Below are 17,694 nucleotides of genomic sequence, written 5' to 3'. Positions count from 1 at the left end.
CTGCGCGCGGCGCGCTATCTTTTCAAGATGCAGACCCGAACGATCCCGCGCCCCGCCCTCGCTGCCCTGTTGCTGCTCGCCATGCAACCGGCAGCCCGCCCGCTGCAAGCCGCCCCGCTCGATACGGGGCAGGCCCCCGTTCTTTCGGCCCCGCAATCCGGCCCCGAGGCTGCGGCGATCCGCGCCACGCTCGGCGGCATCACCCTGCCGCAGGGCTTTTCGATCAGCCTTTACGCCATCGTCCCCGGCGCGCGGCAGATGGCCGTCGGCCCCAAGGGCACCGTCTTTGTCGGCACCCGCGACGCCGATCTCTGGGCCGTCACCGACACGAACGGCGACAACCGCGCCGACCGCGTCACCACCTTTGCCCCCGGCCTTGCGAAAACCATGCCCAACGGCGTCTGCTTCGACGGCAAGGGCGGGCTTTTCTCGGTCGAACAGAACCGCATCACCCTCTACCCCGATGCCGAAGCCGCCGTCGAAAACCCCTCGCCCGCCGCCGACGAGATCGTCGCCCTCGGCACGCTCATCCCCCCGTCCGAGGAAGCCACCAACCACGCGTTCCGCGTCTGCACCTTCGGCCCCGATGGCCGCCTCTATGTCTCGCTCGGCCAGCCCTACAACGTGCCGCCCCCCGAAAAGCTGGCGCTCTATGACAAGACGGGCATCGGCGGCATCATCGCACTGAACCCCGATGGCAGCGGGCGACAGGTCTACACGCGCGGCCTGCGCAATTCCGTGGGCATCGCCTTCCACCCCGAAACGGGCGCGCTCTGGTTCACCGACAATCAGGTGGACCGCATGGGCAACGACATCCCCCCGGGCGAGATCAACCGCCAGACCGCGCCCGCGCAGCATTTCGGCTTCCCGTGGTTCGGCGGCGGCCATATCCGCACTGAAGACTACGCCGCCGACACGCCCCCCGCCGATGCCGTCTTTCCGGTGGTGGAAACCGTGGCCCATGCCGCCGACCTCGGGCTTGCCTTCTACACGGGCAACCGCTTCCCCTCCGCATACCGCAACGCGATCTTCTCGGCCCAGCACGGATCGTGGGACCGTGACGAACCGGTGGGCGCGCGCGTCATGGTCACCACCTTCGACGCGGCGGGCAAACCCGACCACCGGCCCTTTGCCTCCGGCTGGCTCGCCCCCGATGGCAGCTACCTCGGTCGCCCCGTCGATGTGGCGCAAATGCCCGACGGCGCGCTGCTGGTCTCGGACGACCAGTCGGGCGCGATCTACCGCATCGACTATACCCGACCCTAGGCCGCCAGCCTGCAAAAGACAGGCGCCGACCCGCCTTTTGCAGGATTTTGCCAGCCCGCCGATTGGCCTATACGGTGCGGGTGACGACCACGCCCTTCCCTTCATCGCGGATGCTCCGGCCTGCCCCGCTGCTGCGGCGGCTTGCCTGTGCCTGCCTTGCGGTGTTTGGCCTTTTCCTGTTCGCCGCCCCCCTTCGGGCCGAACAGCGCATCTCCTACGCGGTTCTGGTCGATCCCACCCGCGCCATGTCCCTGACCGATGTGCAATCCGCCCGTTTCACGCCCATCGCCTCGACCTTCGGTGGCGGATTCACCTCGTCGGTCTACTGGCTGCGCGTCAGCATCGAAAACCCCGCCCCCGGCCCCCTGCTGCTGCGCTTCCGCCCCAGCACGACCGACGAGATCGAACTTTTCACCCCCTTGCCCGATGGCCGCTGGCGGATCAGCAAGAACGGCGAACGCCTGTCGCCCGACAATGACGCCGTGCCCTCGATCAACTGGTATGCCTTTTCCATCCACCCGCAGGCCGAGCGCGGGCCGTGGTATGTCCGCATCTCGACCCGCTCTCCGGGTGCGATCGTCGTCACCGCCGTTTCGGCCAACCTCGCCCTGTCCGAAGACGTCACCACCGCCGGATGGCTGGTCATCAACCACGCGCTGCTCTGCCTTGCGGGGGCGGTGCTGATCGGCACGCTCAGCCCTTTGCGCTCGGTGCCGAACTTCGGCTTTCTCGTGATGATCACCAGCTTCAGCGCCTACCTTTACATGATCAACGGCTACGGCAAGGTGCTTTTCGGCCTGACCCCGATACGGGCCGAGGCGGCGCAGGAATATCTGGCCTGCTTCACCGTCACCTCGCTGGCCGCATTCCACCACCTGTTCCTGCGCGACTTCCGGCCCTCGCTGGCCCTCGGCCGCGCCAGCCTCGGGCTGCTCGCCTTCTCGGCGCTCGGCCCGCTTGCGCGCCTGCTCGGCAACGGGGATATCGCGCTCAGGATCTCGCTTGTCACCTATGTCCTGCTTGTCCCCTTGCTCGTCGCCCTGCTTGTCAGCCTGCGTCAGGATGGGCCGATCACCCGCAGGCAGGTGCGATACGTCTATGCCGTCTACATCGCCTTCCTTCTGTTCAACATCACCGCCCGCTTCGGCCTGATCGACGCCGAAGTCCTGTATCGCCACAGCATCGAGGCGATCACCGTCGTCACCTCCACCCTCATGCTGACCCTGCTCTGGCTGCAAAACCGCAGCGCGCAGGAAAGGACTCTCGCCCGCGAACTCGCCCTGCAATCCCTTTCCGTCGATCTCGCGGTCGACCGCCAGTTCGTCGCCGCACGTCTGGCCCTCTTGCGCCGCATCGACACACAGGTCGCCCGCGTCTCCGCGATCACGCTTGATTGCCTCGCCTCGGGTGGCTTCGGCGCGGCACCGGCCCGCGCCCAGCGCGCCGTCACCACGCTGGGCCGTGTCGTCGACCGCTGCATCTTCGCGCACGAGGCGACGGGAAACCCGTGGAACCTGCGCCCCGCCAGCTTCGCCCCCGCCCCCGCGTTGCGGGCGCTTGTCCGGACGCTGGCCCCGCCCGACGCCTTTCGCCTCGACATCGCCGACGCCGAAGGCCGCCGCCTGACGACCGACCGCGACCTGTTCGAACTGGCTGTCGAGAACCTTCTGTCCAATGCCCTGCGCTACGGCCTGCCCGGCCATCCCGTCCGCATCCGCCTTGTCCCCGAAACACGGCAGGGCCGCGCCGGCCTTGCGCTCTGGGTCAGCAACGCCGCCCCCGCAGCCCCCTTCGACCCGGCGGCCGTGTTCGAGAAATTCTACCGCGGCCCCTCGGCACAGGGGCAAAGCGGCACGGGCCTCGGGCTGTTCATCACGCGCGAGGTGGTCACAGCCCTGTCGGGGCAGGTCACACTCGAAACGGCACCCGCCCCGCATGGCGCGACGGTGCGGCTGATCCTCTGGCTGCCCGAAAAGCCATGAAACTCTCCCGCAACATCGCCTTGGGCATTCTGGCCCTCTGGTTCGCGCTGCTGCTCGGATCCATGCTGCAAGCCCTTCTGGCAGCCCCCCCCTCAAGCGACCGCATCGGCCAGATCGGCTATTTCCGCGACAGCTCGGCCACGCTCGGCATCGCCGATGTGGCCAAGCGCCGCTTCACCCCGACGGGGCCGGATTTTCTGGGCGGCTACGACCGCGCGGCGCAATGGTTCCGGCTGACCGTCGCCCCGCCCGCGACCAAGGGCAAGGATGCCGACGACACCGTCCTTCAACTCTCGCTGAACCAGCTCGACCATGTGACGCTTTACCTGCCCGCCTCGCGCGGCTGGACCGCGCTCGAGAACGGCGACACGGTTCCCATCGCAAAACGCGGGGCGAAACTGCTGCCGCTCGGGTTCCACCTGCCCGACAGCGCGCTTGGCCGCACGCTCTTCCTGCGCGTCCAAAGCACCTCGTCGCTGGGCTTCCAGATCTGGGCGACCAGCCTTGCCGAGGCGCAAGGAAACCTGTCCCGCCGGATAGCGATGCATGTGATCTACTTTCCGCTTCTCGGCATGGGGGTGCTGCTGGCCGGATTGCGCCTGCGTCTCATGCCGAACCTTCTGTCCCTGTCGCTCTTCGCGCTCATGGCCGTCTATTTCCTCTACTCGGCCGAGGCTCTGGGCTACGCGCAAATCCTGTTTCCGCTGGCCGATCCCACGGCCCACAGCCGCCTGACCAATGCGGCGGCGCTGCTGACCTCGCTCACCTCGATGCTGTTCCATCGCAACTTCCTCGGCCAGCACCGCCCGAACCCGATCATCCTGCGCGCGACCGATGCGGTCATCTGCGCGCAGGCGCTGCTCCTCGTGCCGCTGCTCGCGGGCGACGATGGCGCGATCGGCCTGCCCGGTGTCGCGCTCTCGGTCGTGGCCCTGTTCCTCGTCATGGGGCTGCTGCTGACGCTGCGCATCGGGGATGCGATGGCCCGCCGCACGCTGCATCTGGCCTATGGCACATGGTTCGGCGTCACCACGGTCTGGCTTTGCACGCGCCTCGGCCTCTTCGGCCCCACCGCCGTATCGCGCCCCTATGTCGAGGTGTTCGGCCTGAACAGCCTGTTCATCGCGCTCTGCGTCATGGCCTTCGACCGCACCGCCCACCTGCGCCGCGAACGCGCCACGCGCCTCTCGCTCGCCTCGGCGCGCGCCGTTCAGGAAGCCCGCGCCCGCAACGCCGCCGAACAGGATGGCTTCACCCATATGCTCGTGCATGAATTGCGCAACAACCTCACCGTCCTCCAGATCAGCCTGCCCGAGATCACCGATCCCCGGCAACGCGAGGCGCTGGCCGCAACGATCCGCGATCTGAACCGCTCGCTTGCCGAGGCGCGCCACAGCACATGGCTGACCGAAGGAAACGGGCCGAACCAGCCCCGCCCGCTTGTGCTTGTCGAAATCCTCGACGGCGTGCTTGACGGTCTTGATGCCGCCGACCGCATCCAGCTCGATGGCGAAGACGCCGACGCGATGGTCATCGCCGACCCCGAAATGCTGGCCGCCGCCCTTTCGGCGGCGCTGAACGGCATGTCCGCCCTTGCCCGCCCCGATGCCGCCATCCGCCTGACCCTGTCGCAAGGCGGGGAGGAAACCCCCTGCAAGGTGGTCTGCGAAACCCTCCTCGCGGCGCCGCTGTCCGACGATCCGGCCCTGCCGCCCCAAGTCGCCCTCGGCACGCTTCTGCTGCGCCAGATGGGCGGCACGCTCACCCTGTCCTGCCCCGCACCCGATCTGCTGCGCCTTGACCTCCTTCTCGTCGCCGCCCCCTCAGGAATACCCGAATGAACCTGCCCCGCGCCTCTGTCGCCATCATCGAAGACAACTCCGATCTCAACGGTCTGCTCGTGAACGCCCTGCGCACGGCGGGGTTCGACGCCTCGGGCCACACCAGTGTCGAAGGGTTCGAGGCCCATGACGGCCCCGCCCCGCTGATCTTCCTGCTCGACCTCAACCTTCCGGGCGAAGACGGGCTGAGCTTCGCGCGCCGCCTCCGCGCCGACCGCCCGCAAAGCGGAATCATCATGCTGACCGCGCGTGACGAGATGGACCAGCGCCGCCGTGGCTATGACAGCGGGGCCGACATCTACCTGACCAAACCAAGCTCGGTCGACGAGATCCTCGGCGCGCTGAACGCCCTTTCGCGCCGCCTTCCGCTCGGCGCGGCCCAGCAGGGCGCGGCCGACGACGCCGACCTCGTCCTGAACCGCCGCAGGCTTGAACTGTCCGGCCCGTCCGGCACCGTCTCGCTCGGCGCGGACGAGGCCGAATTCCTCACCCATTGCGCCACGGCGCCCGAAGGCCGCGTCAGTCTCGACCAGATCCGCGGCTTCCTGCGCGACGGCGAAACCCTGTCCAAGGTGGCGATCGAACTCAAGGTGGTGCGAATCCGCAAGAAACTGGCCTCTGCCGGTCTCGGCGGGCGCTGCATCGTCTCGGTGCGGAATTTCGGCTACCAGCTCCTCGTTCCCCTGCGCCTGACCGGCAGCTAGGGCATCGGGTATCCCCCGACCTTTGGCAGATGCAGCCCATTGGTCGGGGGAAAGGTTTCGCACGGGCGTCGGGCGGCATCGATCACGTCGCACCATCCCCGCCGCCCATACGTCACACGAATCTGCGGCAGCTTGCAGACCCCTATGGTTCCGGCCTGAACACACAATCGGACACCGCTTAACCGAAGGCCGTGGAAGGGTATTGAAGGGTTTCCCGCCGGACGTAAACACCTCCCGGCATCCGGCATCCCTCTGGCCCCGCGCCAACATACCAAAGGCGTTTCCACCCCCGTTTGCGCACGAAAGATGTGGTCCGTCAGGTGGTTGGCGTCAGTTGTTGGCCGTCAGCGGATCGATGATCTGCGCCACTTCGGTGATCTTGCCAAAGGGAATGCCGCTCAGGTCCGAATGGCGGCGGATCGCATCCTCGCTTTCGGCCAGATAGACGCAGAACGTCTTGTCGTTGGCGACATAGCTGTGCTGCCACTGGATCCCCGATCCGATCGTGCTAAGCGCCTGATTCGACGCACGCGCCGCCCCGCACAGCTCTGTCACCGAAAATTCGCCGATTCCGGGAATGTCCCGCTCGATCATGTAACGCTTCCAGACGGCCATCGCTTTTCCCCCGATAGGTTGCTCCGTGCCGCGATCATGCGGCAGACTGTCGGCAGCGCAAAATTCAATGTTCTTTATGATTGGAAAGAAAACCTTTAGTATCGTGTGAAATCTTTCCCACCTTAAGGAAAATCTTTCGCGATGAACGCCGCCTCGCACCTCAAGTCGCTTCAGGCGCTCGAAATGGCCCTGCGCCTCGGCTCGCTGTCGGCGGCGGCAGGGCGGCTCGGCATCACGCCCGCCGCCGTGGGCCAGCGCGTCCGCGCGCTCGAACTCTACCTTGGCACCGATCTTCTGCTGCGCGGCCGCTCGGGCCTGCAACCGACGCCGGAACTCAGCATGGCACTCGGCGACCTCGCCTCGGCCTTCGCGGCGCTGGACCGCGTGACCGAAACGCTCGACTTCCAGCGCGTCACCGAAATCCACATCGTGGCCGACCCCGACTGGACCGAGCTTTGGCTCATGCCGCGCCTTGCCCGCTTCCGCGCGGCCCATCCCAACATCCGTTTCTGCATCAACGGCGCGGGCGATGTGCCGATGCGCCTCGGTGCGCCCGACTGCCGCATCACCTACGGCCCCGCCACCGGCAGCGGGGAAGAGCTTTACCGCGACCGCCTGCTTCCCGTGACCGGCCCCGACAACCTGCGCCGCATGGCCGACTGGGACGCGCAGATGCCGCTCGAGGGGATGCCGCTCCTGCATCTCGAAGCCCAGCGCGACAACCCCGACTGCCCCGGATGGCCCGAATGGATCGACCGCTTCGGCCATCGCCGGCAGGGCACGGGGCGCGGCGTGCATTACCGCCACGCCCGCCTCGCACTCGAAGCCGTGCGGCTGAACGTGGGCTTTCTTGTCTGCGGCCTGTCGCTGGTCGCGGATGATCTGGCGCAGGGCCGGATCGTCCTGCCCTATCCCGTGGACCAGAACCTTGCCGCACCGCTGCCCTATGTCCTGACCATCGCGCCCCATGCAACGCATCGCCCGCAATTCGCCCGCTTCGCCGACTGGCTGCGCGCCGAGGCCGCGGAAACCCGCCAGACACTCGGCACGGCCACCCCGTCGGGTGCAGCCTAGGCCGCCGCGCGCGGCGTCACGCGTCGGGGCGGATGTTCTGGTTGAAGCGGAACATGTTGTCCGGATCGTATCTGCGCTTGATCGCGGCCAGTCGGCCGAAATTCCGGCCAAAGGCATCGCGCGTCAGCGCAGGCCCGTCCTCGTCCAGCCCCGTGAAGTTCAGGTAAACCCGCCCCGGCTGCGCATGCCGCCGAAACGCCTGCCATGCAGCCCGTGTCCAGCCGATCACGGTGGCATCCTCGTCGGCCCGCTCCCAGACCGAATCCAGCGAATACATCCAGCCGAAAGACCGGTCGCCAAAGGCCGTCGCATCGGCCGCGACCCGCGCGGTCGCCCCGCCGAAATTCCAGAACGAACTGATCGACCGGTCCGAGGGCGAGGCGATGGCATTGGCAAGCCCCTCGTCGATGGCCGCATCGGTCAACTCCGCCAGCAGATGGCTCTTCCAGTAGCAACGGTATGCTCCGGTCGGGAACAGCGGGTCGAACAGCTTTTGCACCTCGACATAGGGCATGATCCCCGAGAAATCCGCCACCAGCGGCCCTAGCCCGCGCAAAGGCGCAAGCAGGCGCTCGCCCTCGGCGGCATCTCCGGCATAGACGGCGCCAAGCGTATAACAGCGCTGGCCCCAATACTCCTGCGCATAGTCCGGGCCTTCCGGCACGGTCGAAAACTCGACGAGCGAGCCGACATCGTCGCATTTGTCGGCAAGGAAATCGCGCCAGAAGCGGATCGGCCCCGCACCGGCCGAAGCGGGATAGACCGGCGCGCAGAACATCACCTCGGGGCCGGCCGGATGCAGCGCAAAGCAGAACCGCGCGACCACGCCGAAATTCCCGCCACCCCCGCGCAGCGCCCAGAACAGGTCGTCATGCGCCCCCGCCTCTGCCCGCACCACCTGCCCCGAAGCAAGGACCACATCGGCCGCCACCAGACTGTCAATGGTCAAGCCGTAGCGCGACCGCAACCACCCCACACCACCCGACAGCGTAAGGCCCGCCACGCCCGTTTCCGAAATCAGCCCGCCCGGCACGGCCAGACCATGCACCTGCGTCGCGGCATCCACATCCGCCCAAAGCGCCCCGCCCTCGACCCATGCCAAACGCGCCACCGGATCGACGCTTACCCCCCGCAGCCCGGCAAGGTCCAGCATCAGCGCCCCCTCGCCCACCGCGTGACCCGCCACATTATGCCCGCCCGCCTTGACCGAAACGGCCAGCCCCTTGCCCGCCGCCCATCGCACCCCCGCGACAATGTCGGCCAGGCTGCCGCAGCGCAGGATGGCCGCCGGATGGCGGTCGATCATCCCGTTCCAGACGACCCGCGCCGCGTCGTATCCCGCATCGCCCCGCTGCAAAAGACGCGGGCCGATGCCTTCCGTCGTCCCCGTGCCGACAAGATCTTCCATCTGCCCCTCCCCGTGATCCGCCCTTTGATCGCCCCACCCAGAATGCCGCCAACCGGTTCGGATACGAGTGGCGAAGCGGACAGTATCGGTCCAAATCGGACAGGAACGCGCACAGGAACGCACAGGGACAGTCAGGCCGCAGGGCCGCGCCGCGCTGAACGCCTGTGCCAAGGCGCGGCAAGGCCCTGCCGATCACCGCGCGCCTAGAGCGCCTTGGTGAACAGGATCCACTCGGCCGCATCGACCTGCCAATCGCCTTTGACCACCGCACGGCGCGCCACCTCGGCATAGCCCTTTGCCCGGTAAAGCCGCAGCGCCGCCCCGTGCGTATCGGCCGCAATCAGGCTGATCACGCGCCGCCCCGCCTGCCGCGCCACGCCCTCGGCATGGGCCAGCAGCGCGCTGCCACAGCCCTTGCCGCGAAAGGCATCATAGGTTGCCAGCACATTCAGATACCACGACCCCGGCGCAAGCGCCTCTAGCTCCAGCAAGGGCACGAAGATCGCGGGCGTATCGGGATCGATGGCCTCCGGCTCCTCCTCGGCGGGATAGCCCAAAAGACAGGCCGCAACCGCGCCCCCCTCCTCGGCGAACCATGCATTGCGATACGAGAAATTCCCCGTGTCCCGCGCCGCCCGCTCGCGGCCATAGGCCCAGGGATCCCCGCCTTCGCCCACCGACTTGCGCCAGAAATGCAGCGGCAGGTCATCCGCCGCCATGTTGATGAAGCGTGCCAGATGTCCTGCATCCGCTGCCCTCGCCTCGCGTATCACCAGTCCCATTCCCGTCTCCTTCCCTGCCCCGTTCCCTGCCCCGTTCCCTGCCCGGCGCGGGCCCGACGGCGGCCGTCCTGCCCCTGCCGCGATCCTTATCAGCGTCGATTGCCCTTGTCAGCTTGGCGGTGGGGCCATACCAACAGGGCCTGACCAAAGCGAAATCAAGGACCGACCGCATGACCGACATGGTGTTCCGCTTTCCCGCCCCCGGCCCCGAGCCGCTTCTCACCGATCTCGAAGGCTGGACCAAGGTCGAGGGCAACCCGACCATGAAAACATGGGTCCAGCACACCGCCATCGACGGCAGCGTGATCAGCGGCACATGGGAAGCCACGACCGGCACATGGCACGCCAGCTACAAATTCTACGAATTCGTCCACCTGATCGAGGGGCGCATCACCATCACCCCCGATGGCGGCGCCCCCGTGACGATGCAGGCGGGCGATGCCTTCACCGTCGAGCCGGGCTTCAAGGGCACGTGGAAGATCGAACAGGCCGTGCGCAAGCATTTCTGCATCAAGCTCAAGTGAGCATGGCACCGCTGTCGGAACAGGGGTCGGCCGACCGGATGGATGCCGATGTCATCATCATCGGCTCGGGCATGGGCGGCGCGACCCTCGCCGCGGCCCTTGCCCCGTCGGGCCAGCGCATCCTGATCGTCGAGCGCGGCGAACGCCTGCCCGACAGCCCCGAAGCCCGCGATCCGGCGGCGATCTTCCAGCGCGGCCACTTCCGCCCTGCCGAAATCTGGCACGACGCGGCGGGCGCGCCGTTCAACCCCGGCAACTACGCCTTCGTCGGCGGCAATACCAAATTCTACGGCGCCGTCCTGTTGCGCTACCGCGCCGAGGATTTCCGCCCTCTGGCCCATATGGGCGGCACAACACCGGGCTGGCCCATCGGCTATGACGACCTCGAACCCTTCTACACGCAGGCCGAGCAGCTTTACCGCGTGCGCGGCGATACGGCGGGCGACCCGACCGAACCGCCCCGCTCGGCCCCCTTCCCCTTTCCGGCGATCCCAGACGAACCCGACATCGCAGCCCTGCGCGCCGCCTTCGCGGCACAGGGCCTGCATCCCTCGTCGCTCCCGCTCGGCGTCGATATCGACCGCTGGCTTGCCCGCGCGCCGACCACATGGGACGCCTTCCCCGACACCACAGGCGCCAAATCCGATGCCGAAAGCTGCGGTCTGGCAGCGGCGCTGAAGCACCCCAACGTGACGCTTGTCACCGGAACCCGCGTCAGCCGCATTCTGGCCGAAGGCCGCCGCGCGACGGGGGTGCAGGTCCACGGCCCCCAAGGCCCGCGCACCCTGCGCGCGCCGACCCTCTGCCTTTGCGCGGGGGCCGTCATGTCCTCGGCGCTGCTGCTCGCCTCGGCGAGTGACGAACATCCCGCAGGCCTCGCCAACCGCTCCGATCAGGTCGGGCGCAACTTCATGAACCACAACCTGACCGCGATGATCGCCTTCAACCCCTTGCGGCGGAACCGGTCGGTCTATGAAAAGACGATCCAGTTCAACGACTTCTACCTGACAGGCGGGCCAAGGGGCGAACCCTTGGGCAATATCCAGATGCTCGGCCGCATCACCGGGCCGATCCTCGCGGGCGAAAGCGGCCTTCCGCTCTGGCTCTCGACCTATCTGGCCGAACGCTCTATCCACATCATGGCCATGTCCGAAGACCTGCCCGACCCGCAAAGCCGCGTCTTGTGGAAGAACGGCGGCGTGGTCCTCGACTGGCGGCGCACCAACGTCGAGGCGCATGACCTTCTGGTCAGCCGCCTGCGTCAGGCGATGCGGCGTGCGGGCTGGCCCCTCGTGCTGTCCAAGGGCTTTCCGAAATCGAAGCCAAGCCACCAGTGCGGCACCGCCCGCATGGGGGCCGAGCCGTCGACCTCGGTCGTCGACAGCGACCTCAAGGCGCATGATCTCGACAACCTCTACATCGCCGATGCCTCGGTCCTGCCCACCTCGGCTGCGGTGAACCCCTCGCTCACCGTCGCGGCACTGGCCTTGCGTCTGGGCCGGCACCTCGCCGCGCGGCGGCCCTAGGCCCCGCCCGCTCAGCGCAAGAGACGCCGCTTCACCGCCTCGGTCGCAAGCGCATAGCACAGCACGATCCCGATCCCCGACGCCAGCACCGGCAGCGGCAGCGGCGACAGACCGACCGCCCGCGCCACCGGACCAAGCGAGGGCAGCACCAGCGCCACCGCGAACATCGCAAGCGATGCCAGCACCAGCACCCGCGCCGGACGGCTGTTCCACAAGGCCCGCCGCGTGCGCAGCACAAAGACCACCACAAGCTCGGTCAGAAGCGAGATCGTGAACCACGCGGTCTGGAACATCCCCGCATCGGCATGGAACACCCGCAACAGCACCGCAAAGGTCAGCAGATCGAACAGCGTGCTGACCATCCCGAAAATGACCATGTAGTTCCGGATCGCCGCGATATCCCAGCGCGGGGCATGTTCCACCGCCTCGGGGTCGACGCGGTCACCCGCCAGCGACAGCGAGGGAATGTCCGACAGGAAGTTGTTGAGCAGGATCTGCGCCGCCGTCAGCGGCAGGAAGGGCAGGAACAACGTGCCCACCGCCATGCTGATCATGTTGCCGAAATTCGCGCTCGTGGTGATCGAGATGTATTTCAGCGTATTGGCGAATGTCTGCCGCCCGTCCACGATCCCCTGCCGCAGCACATCGAGATCGCGCTGCAACAACACGATATCGGCGCTTTCCCGTGCGACATCGACCGCCTCCTGCACCGAAATCCCCACATCGGCATGCTGCAAGGCCGGGGCGTCGTTGATGCCGTCCCCCATATAGGCCACCGAATGCCCGCGCTTTTGCAGGGCGCGCACGATCCGCTCCTTCTGCTGCGGATCGGCCTCGGCAAAGACGTTGCATTCCTTGGCCAGATGCCACAGGGCCTCGTCCCCCGCCCGTTGCAGATCGGCCCCCGCGATCATCCTCGGCTCCAGCCCGACCGCGCGGGCGACATGTTCGGCCACATGCCGGTTGTCGCCCGTGATGATCTTCACGCCGATCCCCAGCTTGCGCAAGGCATCCAGCGTCTCGCCGATCCCCTCTTTGAGAGGATCGGCAAAAAGCAGGAAACCCGCGAAAGTCATCGCCGTCTCGTCGGCCACGTCATAGCGCGCTCTGGGGGGCAGGACGCGCGTCGCCACGGCCAGAACGCGAATTCCCTCGGCCCCCTTGCGGGCGACGAAATCGGCCAGACGCGCGCGCTCGTCCCCGCCCAGCGGCAAAGTCCCGGCACCCGCGCCGATCCGGTCACAACAGGACAGAACCGTATCGAAAGCCCCCTTGGTGACGACCAGATGGTCGTCGCTCTCGGGCAGGTCGACCACCACGGTCAAGCGCTTGCGCTGGAAGTCATAGGGAATCTCGTCGATCTTCCCGCGCTCGGGCAACGGAACCCCCCGCGCCGCCGCAGCGGCGACGATGGCCATATCCAGCGGGTTCTCGATCCCCGTCTCGAAATGGGCGTTCACCAGCGCATGGCCGAAAACCTCGGCCGACTCGGCACCCGAAGGATCGGTCGCCGCCTGCAACGCCATCTGCCCGCTCGTCAGCGTTCCGGTCTTGTCGGTGCAAAGGATATCCACCGTGCCAAGGTTCTCGATCGCCGAGGACCGCCGCACCAGCACCCCGCCCCGCGCCATGCGCCGCGCGCCTTCGGCCATGGTGACGCTGACGATGGCCGGCAGCAGTTCCGGCGTCAGCCCCACCGCCAGCGCGACCGAAAACAGCAGGCTGTCGATCACGGGCCGCCCCAGCACCAGGTTGGCGCTCAGCACCACGGTCACGATCACCATCATCACCCGCATCAGCAGGCTGCCGAACCGCCGGATGCCGCGCTCGAAATCCGTCTCGGGATCGCTCTCGCCGATACGCTCCTCGATCTTGCCATAGGCGGTGCCTGCCCCCGTCACCGCCACCAGCATCCGCGCCGTCCCGCTGCGGACCGAGGTTCCCAGAAACACCGCATTGTCGCGCCCGGCCAATGGCGCATCGGGCGCAGACACACCGACCCGCTTTTCCACCGGAAAGGATTCGCCCGTCAGCGCCGCCTGACTGACCAGAAAGTCCCGCGCCTCGCACAGCACGCCGTCCGCAGGCACCAGATTTCCGGCCGACAGCACCACCACGTCGCCCGCGACCACCGCCTCGGCGGGCACCGTCGCCACCGCCCCGTCGCGCAAGACCGCAACGGTCAGCGCCAGCCGCTCCTGCAACTGCGCCACAGCGCGCGCGGCCTTGTATTCCTGCGCAAATCCCAAAAGCGTGCTGCCCGCCACGATGGCAAGGATGATCGCGGCCTCCGTCCATTCCCCGACGATCACCGACACCACCGCCGCCAGAACAAGGATCAGGACAAGCGGGCTTTCATACTGCCGCCACAGCAGCGCCGCGACGCCATGCCCCCGCCGCCGACCCCGCCGCTTTGCCGCCAAAGCCAGACGCCGGATCGCCTCGGCCTCGCTAAGGCCCCGCGCCGACGATCCCGTGGCCGCGAACATCCGGTCGAGGTCCGCCGACCACCACGCCTCGGGCAGCCCTGCCGCGCCCTTCGGCTCTGTCACGTCTTTTCCTCGGCCTTCAGCAGATGCAACAGGACCGTCCCGATCGCCATGCCGGCGGCAAGCGTCGCCTCAAGCTGCATCACCCGCCTGCGCGGCATCACCGCAAGGATCACTTCGACCATCCCGATCATCGGGGCCAGCGCATTCCGCCGCCTGCGCGCCTTGCGCAGGACCGACCGCAACACCAGCGCAAGGACCAGCGCCACCGCGAACAGCCCGCCCGCCGTCAGCGCCAGCGCACCGCCCAAGCCTGCGACGGGTTGCAGCCACGCCACCGCAGCCGCCACCGCCAGCCCCCCGCCACCCAGCACCGCAAGCACGATCAGCAGCGACAGGACCAGTCCCTGACCGACCCGTTCCATCAGCCCCGGTTGCTCCCGTGGTCGCGGTGCGAAAAGATCAGGCCCAGCAGCACCCCGATCCCCAGCGCCCCGACCAGCCATGCCAAAGGGTGGGCACGCACATCGCCTTCCAGCCGCGCCTGCATCGCCTCGACTTCGCCGCGCAACTCTCTGACAGCCTTCAGCGATTCCGCCACCGCATCGCCCGATGCATCCTGCGCCCGCGCCTTCACCCCGTCGGCCACCCGCGCGCCATAGCCCTGTAGCGACTTTGCAAGCGCCGCCACATCCTCGCGCAATTGCCGGATCTGCTGCTCGATATCCGGCACCGCCTCGGCCCGATCCGCCTTGCCGTCGTCCTTGTTCATCTGCGCTCCTCGCGTCATGCCCGAAATTGAGCTTAACACAGATTTAGCGCGGACTTGCGGCGAAAGCCCTGATCTGCATCAGCCGCCACCCCGAAAGCGGCGTCAGCCCCGCCCTTCCGGCTTAAGCGACGGGCGCGGGCGGCTGGCAAGCTCGACCGCCGCATTCGCCCCGATCCCCGTCATGCACAGCAAACGCACGATGATCTGGTCCGAAGCACTGGCAGGCAGTTGCCCCGTGGTGATCGCAAGGCTCGCCCCGATCAGCGCATGCGTCGTAAGCCGCCAGACCAGCTCGGCGTTGGAAACCTCGAACCGCCCCGCCTGCGAGGCAAGCCGCAAATCACGGATGGCAAAGGGGCCCATCATGCGGAACATCGCATCCGCGATCACTTCCGAACGGTTCAGCATCTGCGCCCAGCGCACGTCGCTCGTGGCCGTGTCAAGCACCGTGCGGATACCGTAGGCATAGACCTGTGCCGGATCGTCGAAGGTGTCGGTGACTTCCTGGATCCGCAATCCCAGATCATACATCAGCGCCTCAAGCACCGCGATTGCCAGATCGTCCTTTGATTTGAAGTAGTTATAGACCGTTCCCGCACCAACATCGGCGCGCTCGGCGATTTCGAGCATCGTCGCCGCCTCGACGCCCTTTTCCGTCATGATGTCACGCGCCGCCGCAACCAGCGCATCGCGGTTGCGTCTTTGCCGACGGGCAACACGGCCTTCGGCGGGCAAATGCAGGTCCGAATTCGTCATTCCCGAATCATATTCACTTTTGCGCAAAGGCTCAACCCGATGGTCACCGCCCCGCGCCCCCCTATGGAAATGCCCCCATTTCAGAGGCTTAGCCCAAGCCGACTCTGGCGCAACATCAAACTTGACGATCATTCATTTATGGCTAACAGTCACCACAGATCAAGCGTCAGCCTGTGGAGGGGCCGCCGCACAACGTGACCGACCGGCCAGACCGGACCGGCTTTGGGAGGAAGAACCATGACCCTTTCCGCAAGCGCCGAAAGCTTCGACGCCGATGTCGCCATCGTCGGCGCCGGACCCGTCGGCACGCTTCTCGCGATCCTGCTTGGCCAGCGCGGCAAGCGCGTGACCCTGATCGAACGCTGGTCGCAGCACTACGCCCTGCCCCGCGCCGTCACCTATGACCACGAAATCGCGCGCATCTTCGCAACCCTCGGGATCGACTCTGAAAACGACCCCGCGATCAGCTACCATGACGAGCTGTATTACTGGAAAAACAAGGACCGCGAGAACCTCCAGATCGTCGATTGGCAAAGCCAGTCGGCCAGCGGCTGGCGCGTGCGCTACTGGTTCAACCAGCCCATGATGGAAAAGCGCCTGCTCGCCATTGCGGCCACCTTGCCCAACATCACCCTTCTGCGCGGCTGGCAGGGCATCGGCCTCGAACAGGATGCGCAGGGCGTCAACCTCTCGCTCCAGCGCAACCCCGAAGAGGCCGGCCCCAACGGCGACTCGCGGACCCTGCGCGCGAAATTCGTCGCCGGAACCGATGGCGCCAACAGCTTCGTGCGCGAGGCGCTCGGCATCGAGAACGAGGACAAGGGCTATTTCTTCGACTGGCTCATCCTCGATATGATCCCGCATTTCGACTATGTCGCCAGCCGTGGCGACGAACCGGCGCAATGGCAACTCTGCGACCCCAAGCGCCCCACCACCATCGTTCCCGGCGGTCCCGGCCCCGTCGCGGGCGGCCCGGCGCGGCGGCGGTGGGAGTTCATGGTGCTTCCCGGCGAGAACCCGCACGAGCTGCAAAAGCCCGACCGCGCCTGGGAGCTGCTGCAACCCTGGGGCCTCACCCCCGAAAACGCCGAACTCGAACGCAGCGCCGTCTACCGCTTCCAGGCCCGCTGGGCCAAGGAATGGAACAAGGGCCGCTGCCTGATCGGCGGCGACGCAGCCCACCTCATGCCGCCCTTTGCAGGCGAGGGCATGTGCGCCGGTGTCCGCGACGCGGTGGCGATGGCATGGCGGCTCAACGGCATCCTCGAAGGCAAATTCGGCCTCGACGTGCTGGACAGCTACACCTCCGAGCGGATCGAACACGCCAAGCATTACATCAACTTCAGTCAGGAACTCGGCCAGATCATCTGCATCGCCGACGAAGCCGCCGCAGCCGAACGCGACGCCAAGATGATCGCCGGTCTTGCCGCCAGCGCGGGCAAGCCGGTTCCGACCGACATCTGCCAACTCGGCAAGGGCGCGTGGTGCGATGAAAGCGCCCATGCCGGCGAACTCTCGGTGCAGGGCGTGGTCGAAGCCGCCGGCAAGCAAGGCCGCTTCGATCAGGTCGTAGGCCAGGGCTGGGTCCTGCTCGGCCACGGGGTCGACCCTGCCGCAGCCCTGACCGAAGCCCAGCGCCACCAGCTCGCGGCCCTCGAAGGCGTCAGCGTCGAACTCTCGGCCCAAGCGGCGACAGGCGGCGCTGTCGATGTCGAAGGCACCATCGGCGACTGGTTCACCCGCATCGGCGCACGCTACGTGCTGATCCGCCCCGATTTCTACGTGGCCTTGACCGCCGACACCCCCGAGGCGCTGCAAACCCGCTTCGCCAAGGTCATGCGCCGCCTGCACCTTGCCGAACAGCCTGCTATGGCCGCCGAATAAGCGGCGGGCTACATAACCGAAAAGCATATTTCGGCAGGTTCATGCGATCAAACCTGCCGCAATCGCATCGT

Annotated in this window: 15 protein-coding genes; 8 read left to right on the top strand and 7 right to left on the bottom strand. The window is 67.1% G+C overall.

Annotated elements, in window-relative coordinates; translation table 11 throughout:
* The first annotated feature begins 81 nt into the window (after positions 1 to 81).
* The 4 genes from H7F16_RS15420 (at position 82) to H7F16_RS15405 (ending at position 5,793) form a co-directional block, all read left to right on the top strand.
* Positions 82 to 1,266, top strand: coding sequence for a PQQ-dependent sugar dehydrogenase (locus tag H7F16_RS15420; protein ID WP_422121128.1), 1,185 nt, complete (start codon positions 82 to 84; stop codon positions 1,264 to 1,266).
* Positions 1,267 to 1,376: 110 nt separating this feature from the next.
* Entirely contained in the window at positions 1,377 to 3,248 is a 1,872-nt protein-coding gene (locus H7F16_RS15415; protein WP_185798504.1) for a 7TM-DISM domain-containing protein, read from the top strand.
* A complete protein-coding gene (locus tag H7F16_RS15410) occupies positions 3,245 to 5,089 on the top strand; it encodes a 7TM-DISM domain-containing protein (protein ID WP_185798503.1) in 1,845 nt (614 codons plus the stop codon). Before H7F16_RS15415 ends, H7F16_RS15410 begins: the two co-directional genes overlap by 4 nt.
* Positions 5,086 to 5,793: a response regulator transcription factor gene (locus H7F16_RS15405; RefSeq protein ID WP_185798502.1), complete on the top strand. Its 708-nt coding sequence runs from the start codon at positions 5,086 to 5,088 to the stop codon at positions 5,791 to 5,793. Before H7F16_RS15410 ends, H7F16_RS15405 begins: the two co-directional genes overlap by 4 nt.
* 330 nt (positions 5,794 to 6,123) lie before the next feature.
* Here the strand turns inward: H7F16_RS15405 and H7F16_RS15400 are convergent, their stop codons facing one another.
* Positions 6,124 to 6,408, bottom strand: coding sequence for a DUF4242 domain-containing protein (locus H7F16_RS15400; RefSeq protein WP_185798501.1), 285 nt, complete (start codon positions 6,406 to 6,408; stop codon positions 6,124 to 6,126).
* 141 nt (positions 6,409 to 6,549) lie between these two features.
* Here H7F16_RS15400 and H7F16_RS15395 point away from each other — a divergent pair, with 141 nt between their 5' ends.
* Positions 6,550 to 7,482, top strand: a complete 933-nt coding sequence (locus H7F16_RS15395) for a LysR substrate-binding domain-containing protein (protein WP_185798500.1) — start codon at positions 6,550 to 6,552, stop codon at positions 7,480 to 7,482.
* 16 nt (positions 7,483 to 7,498) lie between these two features.
* Here H7F16_RS15395 and H7F16_RS15390 read toward each other — a convergent pair whose 3' ends face one another.
* A complete protein-coding gene (locus tag H7F16_RS15390; protein WP_185798499.1) occupies positions 7,499 to 8,890 on the bottom strand; it encodes an FAD-binding oxidoreductase in 1,392 nt (463 codons plus the stop codon).
* 203 nt (positions 8,891 to 9,093) lie between these two features.
* Entirely contained in the window at positions 9,094 to 9,672 is a 579-nt protein-coding gene (locus tag H7F16_RS15385; RefSeq protein ID WP_185798498.1) for a GNAT family N-acetyltransferase, read from the bottom strand.
* A 170-nt stretch (positions 9,673 to 9,842) separates the two neighbouring features.
* Between H7F16_RS15385 and H7F16_RS15380 the strand changes: the two genes are divergently transcribed.
* Both H7F16_RS15380 and H7F16_RS15375 read left to right on the top strand, forming a co-directional pair.
* The gene (locus H7F16_RS15380; protein WP_185798497.1) at positions 9,843 to 10,196 is read left to right on the top strand and encodes a cupin domain-containing protein; all 354 of its coding nucleotides are present in this window, start codon (positions 9,843 to 9,845) and stop codon (positions 10,194 to 10,196) included.
* Positions 10,197 to 10,198: 2 nt separating this feature from the next.
* Positions 10,199 to 11,722 (top strand): FAD-dependent oxidoreductase, encoded by a 1,524-nt coding sequence (locus tag H7F16_RS15375; protein WP_241741485.1) that lies wholly within the window; start codon positions 10,199 to 10,201, stop codon positions 11,720 to 11,722.
* Positions 11,723 to 11,733: 11 nt separating this feature from the next.
* Here the strand turns inward: H7F16_RS15375 and mgtA are convergent, their stop codons facing one another.
* The 4 genes from mgtA to H7F16_RS15355 all read right to left on the bottom strand — a co-directional run bounded on the left by mgtA (position 11,734) and on the right by H7F16_RS15355 (position 15,739).
* On the bottom strand, positions 11,734 to 14,274 hold the full coding sequence (mgtA, locus tag H7F16_RS15370) for a magnesium-translocating P-type ATPase (protein ID WP_206682607.1): 2,541 nt from the start codon (positions 14,272 to 14,274) through the stop codon (positions 11,734 to 11,736).
* Positions 14,271 to 14,636 carry a hypothetical protein gene (locus tag H7F16_RS15365; protein WP_185798496.1) on the bottom strand — a complete coding sequence of 122 codons (366 nt, stop codon included), beginning with the start codon at positions 14,634 to 14,636 and terminating at the stop codon, positions 14,271 to 14,273. Before H7F16_RS15365 ends, mgtA begins: the two co-directional genes overlap by 4 nt.
* A complete protein-coding gene (locus H7F16_RS15360) occupies positions 14,636 to 14,983 on the bottom strand; it encodes an ElaB/YgaM/YqjD family protein (protein ID WP_185798495.1) in 348 nt (115 codons plus the stop codon). Before H7F16_RS15360 ends, H7F16_RS15365 begins: the two co-directional genes overlap by 1 nt.
* Positions 14,984 to 15,085: 102 nt before the next feature.
* Positions 15,086 to 15,739, bottom strand: coding sequence for a TetR/AcrR family transcriptional regulator (locus H7F16_RS15355; protein ID WP_185798494.1), 654 nt, complete (start codon positions 15,737 to 15,739; stop codon positions 15,086 to 15,088).
* A gap of 237 nt (positions 15,740 to 15,976) precedes the next feature.
* On the opposite strand from H7F16_RS15355, the gene mhpA reads away from it, so the two are divergent.
* Positions 15,977 to 17,623, top strand: coding sequence for a bifunctional 3-(3-hydroxy-phenyl)propionate/3-hydroxycinnamic acid hydroxylase MhpA (gene mhpA, locus H7F16_RS15350; RefSeq protein ID WP_185798493.1), 1,647 nt, complete (start codon positions 15,977 to 15,979; stop codon positions 17,621 to 17,623).
* Positions 17,624 to 17,694 lie beyond the last annotated feature (71 nt).

Origin of the sequence: Paragemmobacter straminiformis (genome assembly GCF_014243445.1) — a bacterium.
GTDB lineage: Bacteria > Pseudomonadota > Alphaproteobacteria > Rhodobacterales > Rhodobacteraceae > Paragemmobacter > Paragemmobacter straminiformis.
This window is presented reverse-complemented; position numbering and strand designations above follow the sequence as displayed.

Excerpts from the sequence above, each read along its gene's own strand:
- H7F16_RS15420 (WP_422121128.1), top strand. The coding sequence starts at position 82 with ATGCAACCGGCAGCCCGCCCGCTGCAAGCCGCCCCGCTCGATACGGGG.
- H7F16_RS15415 (WP_185798504.1), top strand. The coding sequence starts at position 1,377 with ATGCTCCGGCCTGCCCCGCTGCTGCGGCGGCTTGCCTGTGCCTGCCTT.
- H7F16_RS15410 (WP_185798503.1), top strand. The coding sequence starts at position 3,245 with ATGAAACTCTCCCGCAACATCGCCTTGGGCATTCTGGCCCTCTGGTTC.
- H7F16_RS15405 (WP_185798502.1), top strand. The coding sequence starts at position 5,086 with ATGAACCTGCCCCGCGCCTCTGTCGCCATCATCGAAGACAACTCCGAT.
- H7F16_RS15400 (WP_185798501.1), bottom strand. The coding sequence starts at position 6,408 with ATGGCCGTCTGGAAGCGTTACATGATCGAGCGGGACATTCCCGGAATC.
- H7F16_RS15395 (WP_185798500.1), top strand. The coding sequence starts at position 6,550 with ATGAACGCCGCCTCGCACCTCAAGTCGCTTCAGGCGCTCGAAATGGCC.
- H7F16_RS15390 (WP_185798499.1), bottom strand. The coding sequence starts at position 8,890 with ATGGAAGATCTTGTCGGCACGGGGACGACGGAAGGCATCGGCCCGCGT.
- H7F16_RS15385 (WP_185798498.1), bottom strand. The coding sequence starts at position 9,672 with ATGGGACTGGTGATACGCGAGGCGAGGGCAGCGGATGCAGGACATCTG.
- H7F16_RS15380 (WP_185798497.1), top strand. The coding sequence starts at position 9,843 with ATGACCGACATGGTGTTCCGCTTTCCCGCCCCCGGCCCCGAGCCGCTT.
- H7F16_RS15375 (WP_241741485.1), top strand. The coding sequence starts at position 10,199 with ATGGCACCGCTGTCGGAACAGGGGTCGGCCGACCGGATGGATGCCGAT.
- H7F16_RS15365 (WP_185798496.1), bottom strand. The coding sequence starts at position 14,636 with ATGGAACGGGTCGGTCAGGGACTGGTCCTGTCGCTGCTGATCGTGCTT.
- H7F16_RS15360 (WP_185798495.1), bottom strand. The coding sequence starts at position 14,983 with ATGAACAAGGACGACGGCAAGGCGGATCGGGCCGAGGCGGTGCCGGAT.
- H7F16_RS15355 (WP_185798494.1), bottom strand. The coding sequence starts at position 15,739 with ATGACGAATTCGGACCTGCATTTGCCCGCCGAAGGCCGTGTTGCCCGT.
- mhpA (WP_185798493.1), top strand. The coding sequence starts at position 15,977 with ATGACCCTTTCCGCAAGCGCCGAAAGCTTCGACGCCGATGTCGCCATC.